The organism is Ammoniphilus soli, from assembly GCF_040813775.1.
Map to the genome: position 1 here is coordinate 1 of NZ_JBEGDL010000048.1, position 16729 is coordinate 16729.

Consider the following 16729-nt stretch of genomic DNA (forward strand, 5'->3'; position numbering starts at 1 on the left):
ATTCTCTGTGGTGCAGCGCTGGTTTTGCGCTGCATGATGACTAACGGGATTCTATTGTGCTTGCATAATGAAAATATTGTGAATCATATGCAGGAGAAATTCAAGCGGCGTTCCCGGTTCCGGGTGATACCGTCCAAAATAGATGGGGAACTAAAATTTGTACTGGCTGAAAAGCGGAAGGCATCCAAATAGGGTGCTTTTTTTTGTGCAAACCAAAAGCCGTCTCGGTAATCCGAAACGGCTGGAAGTGAAAAAAGATTGGTTAATAACTACTTAAACAACTCGTCCTTTACAATTAATTCTCCAACATCCATCTTATAAATCGTCGTTCCAATCAGTTTTTGTTTACCATTAATGTCCGTATAAAAAGTGGCAATTAGTTCTGGTTCTGCAAAAGAACTTCTAACTAATTTTACTCTCACATTTTTTTCGTGTGGAATTCGGAAACTGGACACTTTTACAATTCCGTTATCCTTGTATTTATACCGTTCAAAATAGGTTTCGTAGCCTGAACCATCTTTCTTTTTGTATTCCGTTGTTACGATGAAAAGAACTTGGTTAGGGTCATAAACAGAACTTATTACGAATTTAGAGGATACAAGATACCCTTCTTTTGGTTCAATCGGAAGCGGTGCATTATAATTCAATACAGGATTATGCAATTCAAGTATATCTTCTAGAACCTTTCTTAAAATGATAATATAAATTTCCTCCAATATTTGTCGATGAATATTCATCTGTTCCAACAATAAAAGGCATTAAATTTTTAGCATCGTAAATTCTTACGCTTGGCGTTCCACCTGTTAAGCCGTCATAATTATACCATTGTTGTTTTAATCCCAACATGTTCGCTACGGTTGCGATAGGAACATAAACATTTTTGTTGTAAATAAACGGTTCTGCTTTTGTTTCGATAACTTTTTCATTGATAATCAATTTAATATTCGCATAGTTGACTGATATTTTTTCACCGTATTTCACTTTAGCAAATGCGGAACCTCCTAGTAATAGGGTTCCTGCAATTGTACCTATAAGTACCTTTTTAGATATTTTTAACATTTCTTTCTCTCTCCTTCTGCCTAGTCATGTTGTATTAATTAGAGCGTTTTTCCTATATTCAAATATTCGATTATTTTGTCCAATTTCCTTTTCGCATGGAGAGAATTTAAAACTATTTAATACGCAAAGAAGGCTATTATGATCACACCTCTTTAATGGGGTGCTTTTTATTTTGCCAAAAGCACCCCCCTTCCTAGCTTTCTTTTAAGTCATTTTAACAGCCATTATCGCAACCTATCAGAACATCATTGAAGCACGTTCTTACTTAACTCCCTCAGTTTTCTTCAAGACTTAAATTTGAGACAATGATATGAGAGAACGAGACATGTCCTAAATAAGGGAGGACAGCATGGACGAGTTTGAAAAAATGATGGCGGAATTCGATGAATGGGCAGTGGATGCAAAAGAGCAGATAAAGGAATCGGGTCGAATTGACCCAGTGATACTGGACGCTTTTATTAAGATTATCGCAGAATTGGTCAGCATTAAACACGAATATGCCGATAGATTGCCTCAATTACGTGCTGCTGCGGCAGAAAAAATTGTAAGGGTTACGTATTCCAAAGGCGGAGAGGCTATCCACCGTGGATTTTATTGCCCCAGTCCCGTTCAGGATTTAATCATCGGTGGATTGAAACGAGGCAGACTGTACAAAAAGAAGATACCCAAACTAGGCGAATACTCGTACGAATATGGGTTTGATCAGGACGGAAAGCTGCTCCGAGTAAAGCTCGCACATGAGTTTGGGTTTGACGAAGAGTATTTGATATATGTCGGAGATGTGGAGTACGGTCTGCAATTCAATTATTCAGGCAGTCTGAAGGCAGTTTCCAGATGTACGTATGAGAATGGAAAATTGATGAAGTATGAACAAAGTCACTACGAGTTGGAACAATATTCTGATCTCCATTACGAGGAGTACAGATATCAAGGCGACCTGCTTTCGGAAGTGGATTTCTTCTTCAACATTATGCCGCAAATAGGGCTGTATGAAGAGAAGAGATTACGCGTGGAACACGATGAAGACGGCAATATCATTCGGTTAAACAGCAGTGAGATGATTGATGGTGAATTAAAGACGACGTTTGTATACCATGTCAAACCACCAAAAAAATAAGTTCTTGAACTAACGGGGATCGATAGCGTGATATACGGGATGCCGAAGCATCCCATTCTTTTTGTTCCGCTATTGGGCAGTTTAGCTTCGGAGCATCGACATGGAAGGATGCTCTTATTTTGGTTAGATTGGTTCGATTGATTGCCCTAAATATTACCTACTGACAGCTTAATGATTCACCATCGATAATATAGATTGTTGTGGATCAAATTTGGAGGAGAAAAATTAAAGTGAGTATTCAGCTTAAAAAATACAGTTGGATTATAGCGGTAATTATGATCGCTTCAATCGGACTAAATTTGTATCTATGGAAAGAGAAAAAGGAAACTGACCAATACTGGCTATCAACAAATGTAAGATTACTTGGATCAAATGTTATAACAGCGAATTCAAACATTAATTCCATTTTAAATGGAGACTATCAAAAAAACTTTCAGTTTGGTTTAGCTACCCAACGCCTAATAGAAGGACATATAAGAGCGCAACAAATAACCTGCTAGATCACGCTAATTCACAATATTGGTCTGCTATTTATCATGGGTTAGACCAATCATTTATTATCGTAACTAACATATATCAAGAATTTGAAAAATATAAAGCCTACGCATTAACTGAACAACTACAAGAAGTCAAATATTTATTAGGAGAATTCGAAAAGGTCTTTAAACACCCGAATAACAATCACAATACAGGTTATGTAGATATTGATACTTTAAAGAGAGCGAAACAGGTACAGGAGGAATTTAACCAGAGGTTACAGAGCAAATAAAACATGAGTGGATTAAACTAACGGGATTCGATAGCGGGGGAACGTGATCTGCGTCGATACCCTGCTTTTTGCTGCGGTAACGGGCAGATTACTGGAAAATAACCCCTCTTGACCGTATCTATCTTATTTAAAGATAATTAATGTGCAACACATAAAAGGAAAAAAAAGGAGTTTACATGAAAATACGTTTCCTCATCATCCAAAACGTTTTTTTGATTTTAGGAATTTGGGCAATCAATCGCTATTTTGATTTTAAACTTGCATATAACCAAATTAACTCGTGGAAAGAAGGGAATCCAGTGATAGATGGTGAGGGTATCTCTGGAACATTTTTCGGAATACCTTTGAACCTTAACTACGATGAAGGGATTCATTATTCGGATGTATTAGGATACGCAAATTCTCTCTTAATACTTGGGGTGCTTTTATTAGTGGGTTCGATAGTTTTACTATTCAAAGTTTATAAAGTGAAGAACTAATTAAAGAGGGCAGGTTTTGCTTTCTTTTCTTTATTGAGCTAACGGGGATCGATTATTCGATAAGTTGGGCTGCATCCGGCAGTCCTTTTTCTTGTTCAGCAAACGGGAAGTTTAGTCAAGAAACGGTCTAGTACTTCGAAACACACACAAATCAGAAGCATATTAGAGATATAGGGCTGTTCAAGGGGCAACGGTATGAAAAATAAAAAAAATTACATCACATTAAGTTTCACTTTAATCGGCTTTGTTCTAATAGCATTGTTGTATGTTATACCTCAATATATCGACGAAAGTATGCGTAATGGCGGGGAAGAGGAAGAAAAAATCAAAGTTCAACAAGAGTTTTTGAAACAACTAGCTGTAAAAGAGTTACTAAACAAAGATTCTATTGTTGAAATTTCTGGGGAATATGATTTTAAAATCGATGACTACTTTGTGGAAGTAATTTATAAAAATGAGCCAAATGTTATTTATTATTATCATAGAAATGGAAATCAAGAATTTTGGTTGAGTAATATATTATCAAATGGGCAACAAATAATCGATCACAGAACCGTTGATTTGAAAAATAAACACCGTTTTGCAATTGAGTAATACCAAGCCCGCTATTTCACAAACGAGGATCGATAGTTCGATATATGGGTGCTTCGGCATCCCCTTCATACAAAGGGCTTTGATCAGGGTGAAAATGGGTAAAATAAACCATCTTAAATCAAAGGTGGCGATATTTTGAAAAGGATATCATTAGTCCTTTCGTTTTCCGCGTTAATCATTTTTCTTATCTCGACTCCTGTTGCATTGGCTGTTACCCTCACTACCGCCAGTAACAAAACGAATCAACCATTTCAAATAAATCACTCGGAAAATCATATTCGAATTGTAAAAAACGCTGTTGAAGCGGGTAAAGGAACCCTGACGAATGAAAATATTGATATCGCTGGGGTACATATAGGAGATTCACAGGAAAAAGTTAAGAAGTTACTTGGGGAACCAACAAAACGAATAAGGGAACATTCAACTCCATCCCCTATGTGGTATTATGAAAACCTTAATATGTATGTTTCTTTTTACGCACAAGGTGAACCTTCAAATCATATAGGAGGAGCAGTCCGTATAAGTGTGAATCATCCTTCTAGCGTCAAAACGAATAAAGGATTCGGTGTCGGTGACAATCTTGATACTATTGTAAGAGCTTTTCCTCAAATAAATATAACAGAACCTACCGAAGAGGGGATTCAAAACGTATGGATCAATGGGACTTCTGAGGTTGGAGATATGTATTATCCATCGTTACAGGTTATTCTTAAACAAGGAACCATCACGAATATGAGGTTGGAATCTGATGTTCGTGATGTTAATTAATCTTTCCGTTCTTCCGCTAACGAGGATCTATAGCTAAATAAACAATAAAAGACGGTTCTTCTGACCTTGTAGGAGAATCGTCTTTTTAACTTCCATAATATGTCTTGATTTGTATGTTTTTCGTGTTTTGTCGGCGGTACCCCAGGAATAAAAAAGGCCGCTCTGCGATTACAGGCGGTAAATTGATGTATGTGCAATTTGATAGGATCAAAGTTAAGTACATACAACTATTGGCTTTTGTCTTGTTTGTAATTAGATTTTCTAGTTAATGTGCTCTACAAACTAGCTTCATAATCAGCTTTTACAACTTCATAAGCTTTCTGTGCGTTTTCTATGTACTCAAGTGTCTGCTCTGCATCCTCCTTTGCATACTTCAAGACGTTTGAGACGGAAACTCGATAAACTCTATCCAACTTGCATTGATAATCTAACTTGTCAAAATTTGGTTGACCTTTGAAGAATACAGCAATGTGAAAGAGATCGGCAAAATATTCAACACTATAAAGTTTGTGGTCAAGCATGATATCCACTCCTCTTACATTTTCTTCCTTTACCATAATACCAGGTAGAGGAGCTAAATGGTGTAAATAAATTATGAATTGTTCTATACATTAGAAATGGCCAATATAAGCTGTCTATCACCATGCTGATAATTCCAAATCTCCCTGTATCATGCTCAGAACCTCTTACTAGAGCTAATTTTGTTCGTGCATAGATCAGAAAGGGCACTGGCTTAACGTCGATCAGGAAACGTTAGAGGGGTCTTATTCATGGTAAACTTTTTTAGAAAGTGTAACCCATTTAGTTATTCGTCTTTTAGTTACCAGATCGGGTGAATTTCAAGAGAGGGGCAAACAAGGTGAATAACAGTAACCGTATTGAACAGTGGTTTATCCTGTAGTGGAAGGGGGAGTATGAAGAGTTTGTTCATCATTTATCTTAAATAAATAGGGTTACAAAAATAGAGGTTTTGTTACCCTATTTATTTAATTTTCAAAACCGCATTTTGTGTAATTTGTACCGGAGGTTTTTTATGAAAGATGATGTATATGATCGGCTCATGAAAAAAATTGATGATAAGGTTCCCAGGTTCCCCTTTTACGTCCAAGAATTCATTCAACATAAATTAGGTAAATTTTCACCTCAGACCATTCATGAATATCTTTATGATTACCGAACGTTTTTTGAATGGCTGCTCACCAAACATGAATATCAAACGATTCAGTAGATTCCTCTCCTTGTACTCGAAAAGTTACGAATCAAAGATATTACAGAATTCGAAAACTACCTACGAATTCGGCTACGCAAACCGTGAATCGTAAGCTTTCATCTCTGAAAAGCCTTTTCCACAACTTTCCCAAATTGCCGAAGACGAAAATCTCTACCCTTATCTGAAAAGGAATGTCATGGCTAAAGTGGAACTGGCTTCAGTCCGTGTATCCGTTTCAAAGAAAGCAGAAAAAATAGAAAGCCAAATCCTCCGAACTAACGAAGCGAAAGATGAATTTACGGATTTTATACCAATTTGTGGCCGAAGAATACCCGAAAATCTATGAGTCACAGCTTACTGGGGAGGCCAAAAAAGACCGAGGAGCTACCCGGGTGATCCAGTTTCATCGGATGAACAAGGAACGAGATGTGGCTATCCTCTCCCTCTTTCTCGGATTCGGTATCCGTATTTCAGGGGCATGAATCGGTGGAAACCACTAATCTTTACACTCATCTATCTAATACTCAACCGAAAAGAGCGCTGGAGCATATGAATCGTGGTGGGTATATCGATTAATTTATTTAATAAGCCACCATTAGGTGGCTTATTAAAGCTGGTAATCTATTTTTAAAGGTACCGCCAACATTTTGGTACAAAAACCACACTAAGAAAAAGAAGCCGATATTCAGAGTCTCTTTTGTTGGTTTATTCCGCTATAGAATGTTTACATTCCTTTAGATCCTTAATTTACAGCTTTAAATATAGCCCCTCAGTAAGATGGTAAGCGTCTTGAACGTGGTCGTATTGAGAAAACCCTTTCAAGAAACCATAAAGACTAGAATTAATAACTGCCGTAGGACCTCCTACTTGAGCAATGACAATCTTCTTCCCATTTGGCACTGCCTGTATCACCTCACCTTGATAACGGCCCTCATTGGGCATGACACTTTTATGAATTAATGATCATAACATCATTATAAAAATATCATTTTAGAATAAAGATAATAACATCGTGATGTTATCTTAAATAACCATACACATATTTAAAGTAAATTTAAATAATTTAATCTATTCGTAATTTAAATGCGTATTATCTGGAAATTAAATAAAATAATCAGCATTTTCCTGGAAAACGACTGGACTTTTTCCTATATTTCTAAAGAAAACCAGATTATAATAATAGAAAGCCATAATGAAAGAGACGATTTGCTCATGTTTAAATCCCTAAAAATTGACCGAAAATCCGTTTCTGGAACTGTAATGGATCATATCAAGCAATTGATTTACGCAGAAAAGCTGCTTCCCGGCGAGAAGCTGCCTAGCGAGAGGGAAATGGCTGGACAAATCAATGTCAGTCGAAACACGATTCGTGAAGCCTATAAGATGCTGGAAGCTGAAGGTTATTTAGTTATCAAGCACGGAAACGGTGTCTTTGTTGCCGATCAGGAATCACAGATCCGCAAGCTAACCTCATCTTTATTTATAAAAGAAGATCAAGTGCAGGAGCTCCTTTCTATACGTAAAGTATTGGAAGTCGAATCTGCCAAATGGGCGGCAGAAAAGGGAAATCCGCAAGATTACCGCCGCTTAGATAACCTTATCCATGACATGAGAACCTTAATTAAGGAAAAAGACTATGAAGAACTTAAGGCGTTGGACCAAGAGTTTCATCTTCATATCGCTCAAATGTCCGGAAATAAAATCCTGCTGCGCATCATGTTTAATCTAGTTGATTTAATTAACGAGATGCAAAATGAAACCCTGCAGATTCCCGGAAGGGCCAAGCAATCTTTGCATGAACATATAAAGATCCTAAAAGCAATACAGGAAAAAGACTCGCAAAACGCAGGCCAAGCTATGTATGAGCATTTAACCAGCATCGAACAGTCTCTCCTTTCCAATAATCCAAAGGAAAAGCGACCCTAAGGGCCGCTTTTCTCTGCTATCGCTGCTCTATCACCTTTGACTCATATAGCTTGAAAACCGCTGCACAATCTTCTGATCCGTACCCCTCCTTGCTTGCCCTGCTGAGCATATCGCTAGTCAAGCGGCAATAAGGGGATTCATAATCCAATCCATTCGCCATCTTCACGCCCAAACGAATATCCTTGAGCGCAAGGTCTACCGAAAATCTGGAATGATAATCTTCTTCGAGAATCCAAGGTCCTCTCAATCTTAATTGATAGGAGTCCGCCCCTGTATCCGCTAAGAGTTTATGCAGCAATTGTGGATCAATTCCTGCTCGAGTCCCCATATTCAAACATTCGCTCATGACCGCCAAATTAGACATTCCTATAAGATTGCTGATAATTTTAAACGCAGTGGATTGTTCTACATCACCCAAATAGGTTACCGGATTTCCTATTTGATTAAGCAATCTTTCATGCTGTTCAAAGACCTCCCGTTTTCCCCCGGCAAAAATGGGTTCCGTTCCTTCTTCGGCTTGGGCTGGTCCCTTCCCCAATGGGCAGGCTAAAAAGTGAATAGAGTTTCTCTCTGCTTCATCCGCAAGATGCCTGGCGGTTTCAGGGTCTATCGTGCTGACATCGATGATCGTGGATCCTGCTTTCATCAGATGAATCAATCCGGACTCTCCCGTCAATAAATCTATTAAATGTTTGGGCAAAGGCAAGCTCGTGAATAAGACATCTGCTTGAGCTGCCAATTCAGCAGAGGACCTTGCAGCCTTCCCCCCCACCTTTAAGGTTTCCTCTATAGCCGCTGGATTTAAATCGAAGACGAGAACATCATTTCCTGTACGAATCAGATTGCGTGCAAGTCCGCCGCCCATTTTCCCAAGACCGATAAATCCGATTTTCATATGAGCCTCCCATTTTCCTTAGTTTTTTTAGTTGTTATATGCTGATGGAAATGAATTTCTCTTCCACGTACTCCTCAATGCCCTGGTGTCCGCCTTCTCTTCCCAAACCGCTTTCTTTCAACCCTCCAAACGGAGCTTGAACTGTAGTAGGCACAGCATCATTGATCCCGATAATCCCATACTCCAGCTTTTCAGATACCCGATAGGCACGCCCTAAGTCTTTGGTATAAAAATAGGCAGCTAACCCGTACTCCGTATCATTGGCCAAACGGATCACTTCTTCTTCCGAATCGAACCCATAGATTGGAGCTACAGGGCCAAACGTTTCCTCTTGGGTAATGATCATCTCGGGAGTGACATCCGTAATTAAGGTTGGCTCATAGAAGAACCCGTTCATTCCTCTTGCAGGCTTCCCTCCCGTCAGCAGCTTAGCCCCTTTTTCTAGGGCATCTTTAACGTGGGACTGTACCTTATCCATGGCTCCCTGGTCGACCAATGGTCCAAGATCCGTTGTTTCTTCCAGTCCGTTCCCGATCTTCAGACGCTGTAGCTTTTCTGTTAGAATCCGTTCAAAGGGCTCTTTAATCAATTTTTGAACGTACAAACGGTTTAAGCAAATGCACGTTTGCCCTGCGTTTCTATACTTACTGATGATGGCGCCTTCTGCCGCTTTTTCCAGATCAGCGTCCTCAAAGACAATAAACGGCGCGTGTCCTCCCAACTCCATGGAAACTCGCTTGACTTGCTTCGATGCCCCTTCCAAGAGTTTTTTTCCAATTTCAGTAGAACCGGTAAACGCAATTTTCTTGACCTTAGGGTGATTTAAGAAAGCATCTCCAATCTCCTTCGAGTTTCCTATCACAAGATTCGCTACCCCCCGCGGCAGCCCAGCTTGTTCTATCAATTCAAAGAAACGGACGGCGGCTCCCGGAGTATTGCTGGCTGGCTTTAAGATCACGGTACATCCTGCTGCCAATGCCGGTGCGATTTTCCTTGTCACCATGGATATGGGAAAATTCCACGGAGTAATTGCCGCAACGGGACCAATGGGTTGCTTAATCACATTTATCCGCTTATTCGGAGCCGATGCGGAGATAATTTCCCCGTAAATCCGCTTAGCCTCTTCCGCGTTCCAGAGCAAATACTCAGCGGCTAAATCAACTTCTCCTCTGGCTTCGCGTATCGGTTTTCCCATTTCTAAGGTAATGAGCTGGGCGATACTCTCTCTTTCTTGTTTCATCAATTCATAGACTTTCATGAGATACATTGAACGTTCCTTTGAGGTTAAGCCGGACCATTCATCAAAAGCCTGGTACGCGCTTTCTATCGCACTTTCAGCTTCTTTCTTTCCGCCGTAAGCGGCCGTTGCGACGAATTGCTTTGTAGCCGGATTGCTAATTTGATAGGTTTTCCCTGATAAAGCATCTGTCCATTCTCCATTGATCCACATTTTCCTATGGTCCATAAGATTCACTCCTAACATGTAGTAAAATCTGCTTGCCTGCTGGGCTATCCGCCGTAAATGAGCTTGGGCAAGAATAAGACAATTTCTTCAAAGCGGGCCACCACAATGACGCACAAGATCAGTGTTACGATATAAGGTAAAACGGACTTCGCAATTTGCTCCAGAGAAAGATCCGTTAAACTCTTTGCTACAAACAGATTCACGCCTAAAGGCGGAGTCAATAGAGCCACTTCATTGGTCATGACGATGATGATCCCGAAGTGAATCGGATCAATGCCAAGACTGGTGACCAGAGGCAGCAGGACCGGGACGAGTATCACGATGGTCGCAAGCGTTTCCATGAACATCCCGAGAATAAACAGGAAAACACAAATCAGCATTAACACGATGAAAGGATCCGAACTGATGTGCAGGACACTATCTGCTATTTTTTGCGGAACCTGATACATGGTCAGAAATCGGCCAAATAAAATAGAGATTCCCACTACAATGATAATGATAGCCGTAGAAAGGTTCGTCATTCTCATCGATTCCCTAATCGATTTCAACGTAAGCTGGCGTGTCACGAGGAAACCAATAAGAAGGGCATACACCACAGCTACGACGGATGCCTCTACAGGCGTAAATACGCCTGTATAAATTCCACCGAGGATCAAAACGGGAGAAAATAAGGACCAAAAATTCTTCATGATCGTTTGAAGCACTTCTTTGGTTGTATAAGACTCATTGCTCCCTTTAAACCCGCTCCTCCTTGCGATCAGATAGGCCGTTAGCATTAAGCACAAGGCCACCAGGGCTCCGGGGATAAAACCTCCGGCAAATAGGGAAGCAATAGATACATTTCCCACTACCCCGTAGATGATCATGGGATTGCTTGGCGGGATCAGAATCCCTAAAGTGCCTCCCGTACAGCAAACCCCTGAAGCATATTGCTTGCTGTAGCCAGCCCTTACCATGGAGGGAATCATCAATGACCCCATGGCAGCTACCGTAGCAGGTCCCGAACCGATCATGGCCGCAAAGAACACACATCCTAAAATCGTAACTAATCCAAGCCCGCCTTTTATTCTCCCGACAAGCATCGAAGCGACTTGTACAATTTGCTGCGAGATTCCCACTCTTTCCATGATCGCTCCAGCTAAAATAAAGCACGGGATAGCAATAAGCGGGAACATCTCGGATACCTTATACAGATCTAGCGGGATGATATTCAACGGAATATCCGACTGCACAAGAACAATGAAGGTAGCCATGCCCAATGCCACAAAGATCGGCACCCCAATGGCTATCAGCCCAAATAAACTGAACCAGACTAAAACCTCAAGCGCCATCGAGCACCTTCCTTTCCTTTGGTGTATACAAGTCTTTATTGATCTCTCCGGAATCTGCTGGCTGGTTTACCTCATCCTGTTTGCCAGTAAATTGAGCGATGTTGTATTGAAAGATACGCAGGGTTGAAAAGATGAAACTAACCGGAATGATCAAAAAAACGTACTTCATGTCCCAATCCAGTACAGCGGAGTATAGCGGGAACTGGCTCATTTGGGCATATAGCTTAAATCCTTCAATAATCACAACAAAGTTAAAGAAAATCCAGACTGCATCGGCAACCAATAAAACAAATTTTTGAATTTTAAGCGGCAAAAGCTTTAGATGATCGGTCACCCGAATATGCTGCCCTTCCTTCGCGGCAAAGCTTATTCCAATATAAACCATCCACATAAAGGCATAACGCGACATTTCTTCTGTCCACGGAATGCTTTTCCCAAAGACATATCGAAAGAAAACTTGGGTAAATAAAAGGATTACTGTTAGAGCCAAAAAGCTAGAGCATAGAATTTCTTCTATATTATTGATTAACCACTTTAGTTTCTTCACCCGCTGTCCGCCTCCTTACTTGCTGCCATGGCGTTAATTTTTCGGCATTTCCCTTCCAATTACTCCCATTACCTTCTCTAGCATTTCCGTTCCGCCAATCTTTTCATAATACTGCGGCCAGGTAGCCATGGCTTTCTCCATCCAAGCCCCTTCATCCTTAGGAGTTCCCAGATGGACCATGCCTGCGTCCGTCAGCTTTTTCAATGTGTCCTGCTCCATTTTTTGAATAAATTCCCTTTCCGCTAGAGAAGCTTCTTTTCCGGCTCGAATAATTGCTTCCCGGACATCCTCGGGCAGGCTTTGCAGCCACTGCTCATTAACTACGACAGGGCCGATCCACATTTTATAGTTAATATCGGTTATATACTTTTGAACTTCCTGAAACTTGCTGTTGTAAATGACGGTGTATGGATTTTCCTGTCCATCTACTACCTGTTGCTGTAAGGCCGGGAAAGTCTCATCCCAAGAAATCGGAGTGGGTTCTCCGCCCCATGCCTGGAAGGCGCCAATCATCATAGGATTCTGAGGGACCCTTATTTTCAATCCATGAAGGTCGTCCATGCTCTCAATCGGTTTCTTGGAATTGGTAATTACCCGAAATCCTTGATCAAACCAAATGATGGCCCGATTACCGGATTCTTTAATCATCTGCTCATTCAGAGGATCCCACAACTTATCGATGACAGTATTGAACTCGTCTCTGTTCTTGAATAGGTAAGGCAAATCAAAAAATCCCAGACTTGGCGCAAACGGAGAAGCATTGTTAACCGCTAAAGACGTCGCTTGGATGACTCTGCTCTGCACATCCTGGAAACCGCGCGCCTCGCTGCCCAATTGGCCCGCGGGGTATATCTGGACCTCCACTTTCCCATTGCTGTATTTCTCTACTAGTTCTTTAAATTTAACGGCTGTCCATTGATGGGGATCATCTAAGGTAGCGCCAACACCATGGGAATATTTCATGACGATTTTCTCTTGATTCTGCTGGACATTCGGTGCCTTGGGGCTTGATGCGCTATCGCTGCTGCATCCGCTGATCATCGCCATACCCAAAGATAACCCAACAGACAATACAGCGCTTACAAATAAACGACGTTTCATATAATCCCCCTTGTATCGTTTGGATTAGGATTTGTACCTATTTCTCTTTAAGTCCACGTTAAACTTATAGCGATCGCCTCTATAAATGGAACGAAGCACCTCAACCGGTCTATTTTTTTCATCATAGGTCACCCGGTTAATCAATAGCATCGGGTGTCCAATCTTGACCCCGAGCAGTTTTGCTTCATTCGCTGTAGCAACAATTGATGAAATGGACTGTTCAGCATGATCCAACAGAATCCCCAGTTCATTCTCTATGATAGGATAGAAAGCCTCTTCTGCCCTATCCTGAAAATGCTTTCCTATCTCAAAGGGAAAGTAGGCAATCTCAATCGCTACTGGCACTTGATTGGCTGATCTCAAACGCTCAATTACATAAATATCCGAAACACCGAGAACACTGCTTACCTCTTCATCATGAACCCGCAAACTTCGGATAATTTTGGCGGCAGGACTTAAACCTACCTGCTGCATCATTTCTGAAAAACCATACAAATAGCCTAACCATTCATGTACTGGATTTTCAGAAACGAACGTTCCTAAACCTTGCTTGCGAATCAGCAATCCTTCCTGTACCAGGCCTGTAATGGCCTCACGTATCGTTGCTCTGCTCACAGAAAACTCTTTCATCAAGATCACTTCACTTGGCAGCTTATCTGTATAGTCACCACTCCTTATCTTGCCGCGTATGATTTCCCGTATTTGATTATGAAGTGTGTCGCGTGCTAGATCCAACCCCTTCCCCCCTCTTTCAAAGTTGACTAACTTACACGTCATACATTAGGATGTAAGTCGTCCGGATGAGTTAATTTTATTATAATACCAAATATTTAGTCAATAATAACTAGTATGAAAATATATTTGATTATTTAATAGATTCTAGCTGAAAATTTAATAAGTAGGCTCCCTCAGCATTTCTATTCAATAAAACAAGCCCCTTCGATTCGAAAGGGCTTGTAACGATTCTTATTTTACATTTCTGATCTTTTCTATCAAATCCTTACCAATGCTATCCTGCAATTCCTGATAGACCGGCTCGACCGCTTTGCGGAAAGATTCCATATCCGGGTTTTCTTCAACTACCATTCCCCCCGCTCTCAACTCGCTTAAAAACTGGTCCGATAAATCTTCGTTTAATTGACGTTCATAAGCCCCAGCTTCAAGGGCCGCTTCCGTGATGACCCGCTGCAGATCGGCAGGCAATTTATCGTAGGCGGCTATACTCACAAGAAACATTGCGGCATCATAAGTATGGGCATTTAGGGTCAGGTGTTTAGAGACCTCATGAAATTTATTTGTGGCCAGCTGGGCTAAAGGACCTTCTGATCCATCCACCACTTTCTGTTCGAGTGCTGTATATAATTCCCCGAATGGAATGGGGGTTGGCGTTGAACCTAATGCCTTGATATAAGAGATATAAGCCGGTGACTCCTGGATTCTGATTTTCAGACCGCTCGCATCCGCAGCAGACTTGATCGGCTTTGTTGCGTTGGTTAAATGTCGCCAGCCGTTTTCCCAATAGGCCAGGTTTTTGATTCCCTTTGCCTCTAGATCGACCGCTAATTCCTTTCCGATTTCTCCATCCAGTACGGAAAAGGCATGCTCCTTATCCCGAAATAGGTACGGTAAACTGAGTACATTCAGCTTAGGGGCAAAATTAGCTACCGGTGCCACAGATCCGACGTGCAGCTGCACCGTCCCCATTTGAAGCCCTTCGATAATGTCACGCTGATTCCCAAGCTGACTGCTTGGAAAAATATCAATTTGGATTCTTCCGTCGGATTTTCCCTCTACTAACTCCTTGAATTTTACAGATCCCGTTTGATAAGGATGTTCTCCTCCCTGCAAATGACCCAGTTTAAAAACAAATTCCGCCTTTTTGGCTTGGTCCGTGGCCGTAGGGCTTTCAGGTGTGGTTTTCCCGTTCGGTACCGATGCTTCTTTCGTTCCTCCGCAACCTGCAGCGACTATCATCGTAAATGCCAATACCCAAGATAAGATCATCCTTTTCTTCATCTTTTTCCCCCATTTAAATTAGTTTTGGATACCCGTATCTGGAAGCGGATACATAGTCGTGGATTGAACACCTATAGAGCTCATCTATTTGATATTTAATCATTATTTTATTTATTATTCAATATAATTATAATATTATATATATTATAATTACAAATAAACATCTTTTAAAACCTTAATAAATCAGGCTGTTGATCTGTGGTATGGTTGTAATATACGTTAACTAAATATTGCTAAAAAACTAATGAAGAAGGTGTAGTAGATTGGACCTTATGCTGATTATGCTTGGTTTAGTCGGAGGGATCATAACGGGATTAATGGCTGTTGGAGGAGGAGTACTTCTCATCTTTCTATTGTTATTCATTCCTCCCTTATTTGGGCAAACCTATAGCATGCATACTATAGCAGGAATGGTGATTATCCAAACCCTTTTCTCGGGCAGCTCGGGAGTTCTTACCTACTATCGACATAGATGGGTCAACCGCTTTTTAATGAAGTTTATGGGGGTGGGGACCTTTATCGGAGGAACATTAGGCAGTTACGTTTCCGGGCTGCTTCATCACGAGCAGCTTCTTCTTATTTTTGCTGTATTATCCCTACTGGCAACGCCATGCATGTTTATGAATCCCGCTTCACCGGATTCCGTTCCAAATGAAAACAAGCTTCTTGCCCTCTTTTTTGGTTTGGGAATCGGTGTATTGGGCGGAATGTTTGGAATCGGCGCAGGGTTTCTTTATATGCCTGTCCTTTTACATATATTTAAAGTTCACGCCAAGACCGCTGTAGGAACCGGCCTCGCTCTCGCTCTTTTACTTTGTCTAGGCGCTTTGTTAATAAAAATAGCAGATTTCGAAGTTCCTTTAAATGAAGGCCTTCTGCTGGCTCTCGGTGCGTTTCCGGGAGGGAAAATCGGAGCCTATTGGGGAAAAAATATAAAAGTAAGCCTTCTAAGCTATTTGATGGCCTGTACCATTGCGATCATTTCATTAAAGATTTGGGCAGATGTGCTTCATCCATATGGCGTGCTTCCTCTATCGCTGGGCCTATCTATGCTAGTCTGTCTGATGGGTTTGTTCCTTTTGACCAAGCGAAAGAACCGGAATAAAGAAAACGTCCCCTCTGTCCGAGACAACTATAAGAATCAATCGGTTTAGGGGAGTATGGATTGAAGGTAACCTGAGATTAAAATAGAGGGATTTTTTCCTCTATTTTTACTTTTTCTTCATAGTTTTTTGGGATAGGGGAAGACCTGAGACAGTCGGTTAACACATGATGAGGAGTCATTATTAGATTAGAAACTATAGATAGAGAAACCTCCAACTAATTTGCAAAATAGTGAGGAAGAAGGAAAAACAGTTGAAGAAAAGTCTCACTAAAATTCCCATTTAATAAATGTAAGTGATTGCAAAAACGGATAATGGGAGTTTTTCCATTAAAACCAATCCTTCTGAG

General features: G+C 40.8%; 21 protein-coding genes. 10 read left to right on the forward strand and 11 right to left on the reverse strand.

What is annotated here, in order from left to right; translation table 11 throughout:
* A partial coding sequence (locus ABLT31_RS34725; protein WP_462976579.1) for a hypothetical protein occupies nt 1-192 on the forward strand: 192 nt, incomplete at its 5' end.
* Between the two features lie 77 nt (nt 193-269).
* Here ABLT31_RS34725 and ABLT31_RS34730 read toward each other — a convergent pair.
* Nucleotides 270-647 carry a hypothetical protein gene (locus ABLT31_RS34730; RefSeq protein ID WP_367760230.1) on the reverse strand — a complete coding sequence of 126 codons (378 nt, stop codon included), beginning with the start codon at nt 645-647 and terminating at the stop codon, nt 270-272.
* Nucleotides 648-663: 16 nt separating this feature from the next.
* On the reverse strand, nt 664-1059 hold the full coding sequence (locus tag ABLT31_RS34735) for a stalk domain-containing protein (protein ID WP_367760231.1): 396 nt from the start codon (nt 1057-1059) through the stop codon (nt 664-666).
* 349 nt (nt 1060-1408) lie between these two features.
* On the opposite strand from ABLT31_RS34735, the gene ABLT31_RS34740 reads away from it, so the two are divergent.
* The 5 genes from ABLT31_RS34740 (at nt 1409) to ABLT31_RS34760 (ending at nt 4786) form a co-directional block, all read left to right on the forward strand.
* Nucleotides 1409-2176 (forward strand): hypothetical protein, encoded by a 768-nt coding sequence (locus ABLT31_RS34740; RefSeq protein ID WP_367760232.1) that lies wholly within the window; start codon nt 1409-1411, stop codon nt 2174-2176.
* Nucleotides 2177-2406: 230 nt separating this feature from the next.
* On the forward strand, nt 2407-2676 hold the full coding sequence (locus tag ABLT31_RS34745) for a hypothetical protein (protein WP_367760233.1): 270 nt from the start codon (nt 2407-2409) through the stop codon (nt 2674-2676).
* Nucleotides 2677-3121: 445 nt separating this feature from the next.
* Complete coding sequence (locus ABLT31_RS34750) at nt 3122-3424, forward strand: hypothetical protein (RefSeq protein WP_367760234.1); 303 nt, start codon at nt 3122-3124, stop codon at nt 3422-3424.
* A gap of 195 nt (nt 3425-3619) precedes the next feature.
* A complete protein-coding gene (locus ABLT31_RS34755) occupies nt 3620-4018 on the forward strand; it encodes a hypothetical protein (RefSeq protein WP_367760235.1) in 399 nt (132 codons plus the stop codon).
* A 135-nt stretch (nt 4019-4153) separates the two neighbouring features.
* The gene (locus ABLT31_RS34760) at nt 4154-4786 is read left to right on the forward strand and encodes a hypothetical protein (RefSeq protein WP_367760236.1); all 633 of its coding nucleotides are present in this window, start codon (nt 4154-4156) and stop codon (nt 4784-4786) included.
* 275 nt (nt 4787-5061) lie between these two features.
* On the opposite strand, the gene ABLT31_RS34765 is transcribed toward ABLT31_RS34760, so the two are convergent.
* Nucleotides 5062-5307, reverse strand: a complete 246-nt coding sequence (locus ABLT31_RS34765) for a hypothetical protein (protein WP_367760177.1) — start codon at nt 5305-5307, stop codon at nt 5062-5064.
* Between the two features lie 512 nt (nt 5308-5819).
* Here ABLT31_RS34765 and ABLT31_RS34770 point away from each other — a divergent pair.
* Together ABLT31_RS34770 and ABLT31_RS34775 are read left to right on the forward strand one after the other, a co-directional pair.
* Nucleotides 5820-6014: a hypothetical protein gene (locus ABLT31_RS34770; RefSeq protein ID WP_367760237.1), complete on the forward strand. Its 195-nt coding sequence runs from the start codon at nt 5820-5822 to the stop codon at nt 6012-6014.
* Nucleotides 6015-6286: 272 nt separating this feature from the next.
* Nucleotides 6287-6478 (forward strand): hypothetical protein, encoded by a 192-nt coding sequence (locus ABLT31_RS34775; protein WP_367760238.1) that lies wholly within the window; start codon nt 6287-6289, stop codon nt 6476-6478.
* 265 nt (nt 6479-6743) lie between these two features.
* Here ABLT31_RS34775 and ABLT31_RS34780 read toward each other — a convergent pair whose 3' ends face one another.
* A complete protein-coding gene (locus ABLT31_RS34780) occupies nt 6744-6896 on the reverse strand; it encodes a hypothetical protein (protein WP_367760239.1) in 153 nt (50 codons plus the stop codon).
* A gap of 312 nt (nt 6897-7208) precedes the next feature.
* Here ABLT31_RS34780 and ABLT31_RS34785 point away from each other — a divergent pair, with 312 nt between their 5' ends.
* Nucleotides 7209-7922 (forward strand): FadR/GntR family transcriptional regulator, encoded by a 714-nt coding sequence (locus ABLT31_RS34785; RefSeq protein WP_367760240.1) that lies wholly within the window; start codon nt 7209-7211, stop codon nt 7920-7922.
* Between the two features lie 16 nt (nt 7923-7938).
* Here ABLT31_RS34785 and ABLT31_RS34790 read toward each other — a convergent pair whose 3' ends face one another.
* From ABLT31_RS34790 to ABLT31_RS34820, 7 genes are all read right to left on the reverse strand, one after another.
* Complete coding sequence (locus ABLT31_RS34790; protein ID WP_367760241.1) at nt 7939-8817, reverse strand: NAD(P)-dependent oxidoreductase; 879 nt, start codon at nt 8815-8817, stop codon at nt 7939-7941.
* Nucleotides 8818-8851: 34 nt separating this feature from the next.
* A complete protein-coding gene (locus tag ABLT31_RS34795; RefSeq protein WP_367760242.1) occupies nt 8852-10282 on the reverse strand; it encodes an NAD-dependent succinate-semialdehyde dehydrogenase in 1431 nt (476 codons plus the stop codon).
* A gap of 44 nt (nt 10283-10326) precedes the next feature.
* Nucleotides 10327-11613, reverse strand: a complete 1287-nt coding sequence (locus tag ABLT31_RS34800) for a TRAP transporter large permease (protein WP_367760243.1) — start codon at nt 11611-11613, stop codon at nt 10327-10329.
* Nucleotides 11603-12160, reverse strand: a complete 558-nt coding sequence (locus ABLT31_RS34805) for a TRAP transporter small permease (protein WP_367760244.1) — start codon at nt 12158-12160, stop codon at nt 11603-11605. The genes ABLT31_RS34800 and ABLT31_RS34805 overlap by 11 nt, the downstream gene beginning before the upstream one ends.
* 33 nt (nt 12161-12193) lie before the next feature.
* Complete coding sequence (locus ABLT31_RS34810) at nt 12194-13261, reverse strand: TRAP transporter substrate-binding protein (RefSeq protein WP_367760245.1); 1068 nt, start codon at nt 13259-13261, stop codon at nt 12194-12196.
* Nucleotides 13262-13285: 24 nt separating this feature from the next.
* Complete coding sequence (locus ABLT31_RS34815) at nt 13286-13996, reverse strand: GntR family transcriptional regulator (protein ID WP_367760246.1); 711 nt, start codon at nt 13994-13996, stop codon at nt 13286-13288.
* A 231-nt stretch (nt 13997-14227) separates the two neighbouring features.
* Nucleotides 14228-15277 (reverse strand): TRAP transporter substrate-binding protein, encoded by a 1050-nt coding sequence (locus tag ABLT31_RS34820; RefSeq protein WP_367760247.1) that lies wholly within the window; start codon nt 15275-15277, stop codon nt 14228-14230.
* Between the two features lie 272 nt (nt 15278-15549).
* On the opposite strand from ABLT31_RS34820, the gene ABLT31_RS34825 reads away from it, so the two are divergent.
* A complete protein-coding gene (locus tag ABLT31_RS34825; protein ID WP_367760261.1) occupies nt 15550-16431 on the forward strand; it encodes a sulfite exporter TauE/SafE family protein in 882 nt (293 codons plus the stop codon).
* The last annotated feature ends 298 nt before the right edge of the window (nt 16432-16729 follow it).

What these genes read in the sequence shown, in the direction of transcription:
- ABLT31_RS34795 (WP_367760242.1), bottom strand. Translation starts at nt 10,282, where the DNA reads ATGGACCATAGGAAAATGTGGATCAATGGAGAATGGACAGATGCTTTA.
- ABLT31_RS34800 (WP_367760243.1), bottom strand. Translation starts at nt 11,613, where the DNA reads ATGGCGCTTGAGGTTTTAGTCTGGTTCAGTTTATTTGGGCTGATAGCC.
- ABLT31_RS34750 (WP_367760234.1), top strand. Translation starts at nt 3,122, where the DNA reads ATGAAAATACGTTTCCTCATCATCCAAAACGTTTTTTTGATTTTAGGA.
- ABLT31_RS34825 (WP_367760261.1), top strand. Translation starts at nt 15,550, where the DNA reads ATGCTGATTATGCTTGGTTTAGTCGGAGGGATCATAACGGGATTAATG.
- ABLT31_RS34755 (WP_367760235.1), top strand. Translation starts at nt 3,620, where the DNA reads ATGAAAAATAAAAAAAATTACATCACATTAAGTTTCACTTTAATCGGC.
- ABLT31_RS34740 (WP_367760232.1), top strand. Translation starts at nt 1,409, where the DNA reads ATGGACGAGTTTGAAAAAATGATGGCGGAATTCGATGAATGGGCAGTG.
- ABLT31_RS34775 (WP_367760238.1), top strand. Translation starts at nt 6,287, where the DNA reads ATGAATTTACGGATTTTATACCAATTTGTGGCCGAAGAATACCCGAAA.
- ABLT31_RS34735 (WP_367760231.1), bottom strand. Translation starts at nt 1,059, where the DNA reads ATGTTAAAAATATCTAAAAAGGTACTTATAGGTACAATTGCAGGAACC.
- ABLT31_RS34790 (WP_367760241.1), bottom strand. Translation starts at nt 8,817, where the DNA reads ATGAAAATCGGATTTATCGGTCTTGGGAAAATGGGCGGCGGACTTGCA.
- ABLT31_RS34820 (WP_367760247.1), bottom strand. Translation starts at nt 15,277, where the DNA reads ATGAAGAAAAGGATGATCTTATCTTGGGTATTGGCATTTACGATGATA.
- ABLT31_RS34810 (WP_367760245.1), bottom strand. Translation starts at nt 13,261, where the DNA reads ATGAAACGTCGTTTATTTGTAAGCGCTGTATTGTCTGTTGGGTTATCT.
- ABLT31_RS34770 (WP_367760237.1), top strand. Translation starts at nt 5,820, where the DNA reads ATGAAAGATGATGTATATGATCGGCTCATGAAAAAAATTGATGATAAG.
- ABLT31_RS34765 (WP_367760177.1), bottom strand. Translation starts at nt 5,307, where the DNA reads ATGCTTGACCACAAACTTTATAGTGTTGAATATTTTGCCGATCTCTTT.
- ABLT31_RS34785 (WP_367760240.1), top strand. Translation starts at nt 7,209, where the DNA reads ATGTTTAAATCCCTAAAAATTGACCGAAAATCCGTTTCTGGAACTGTA.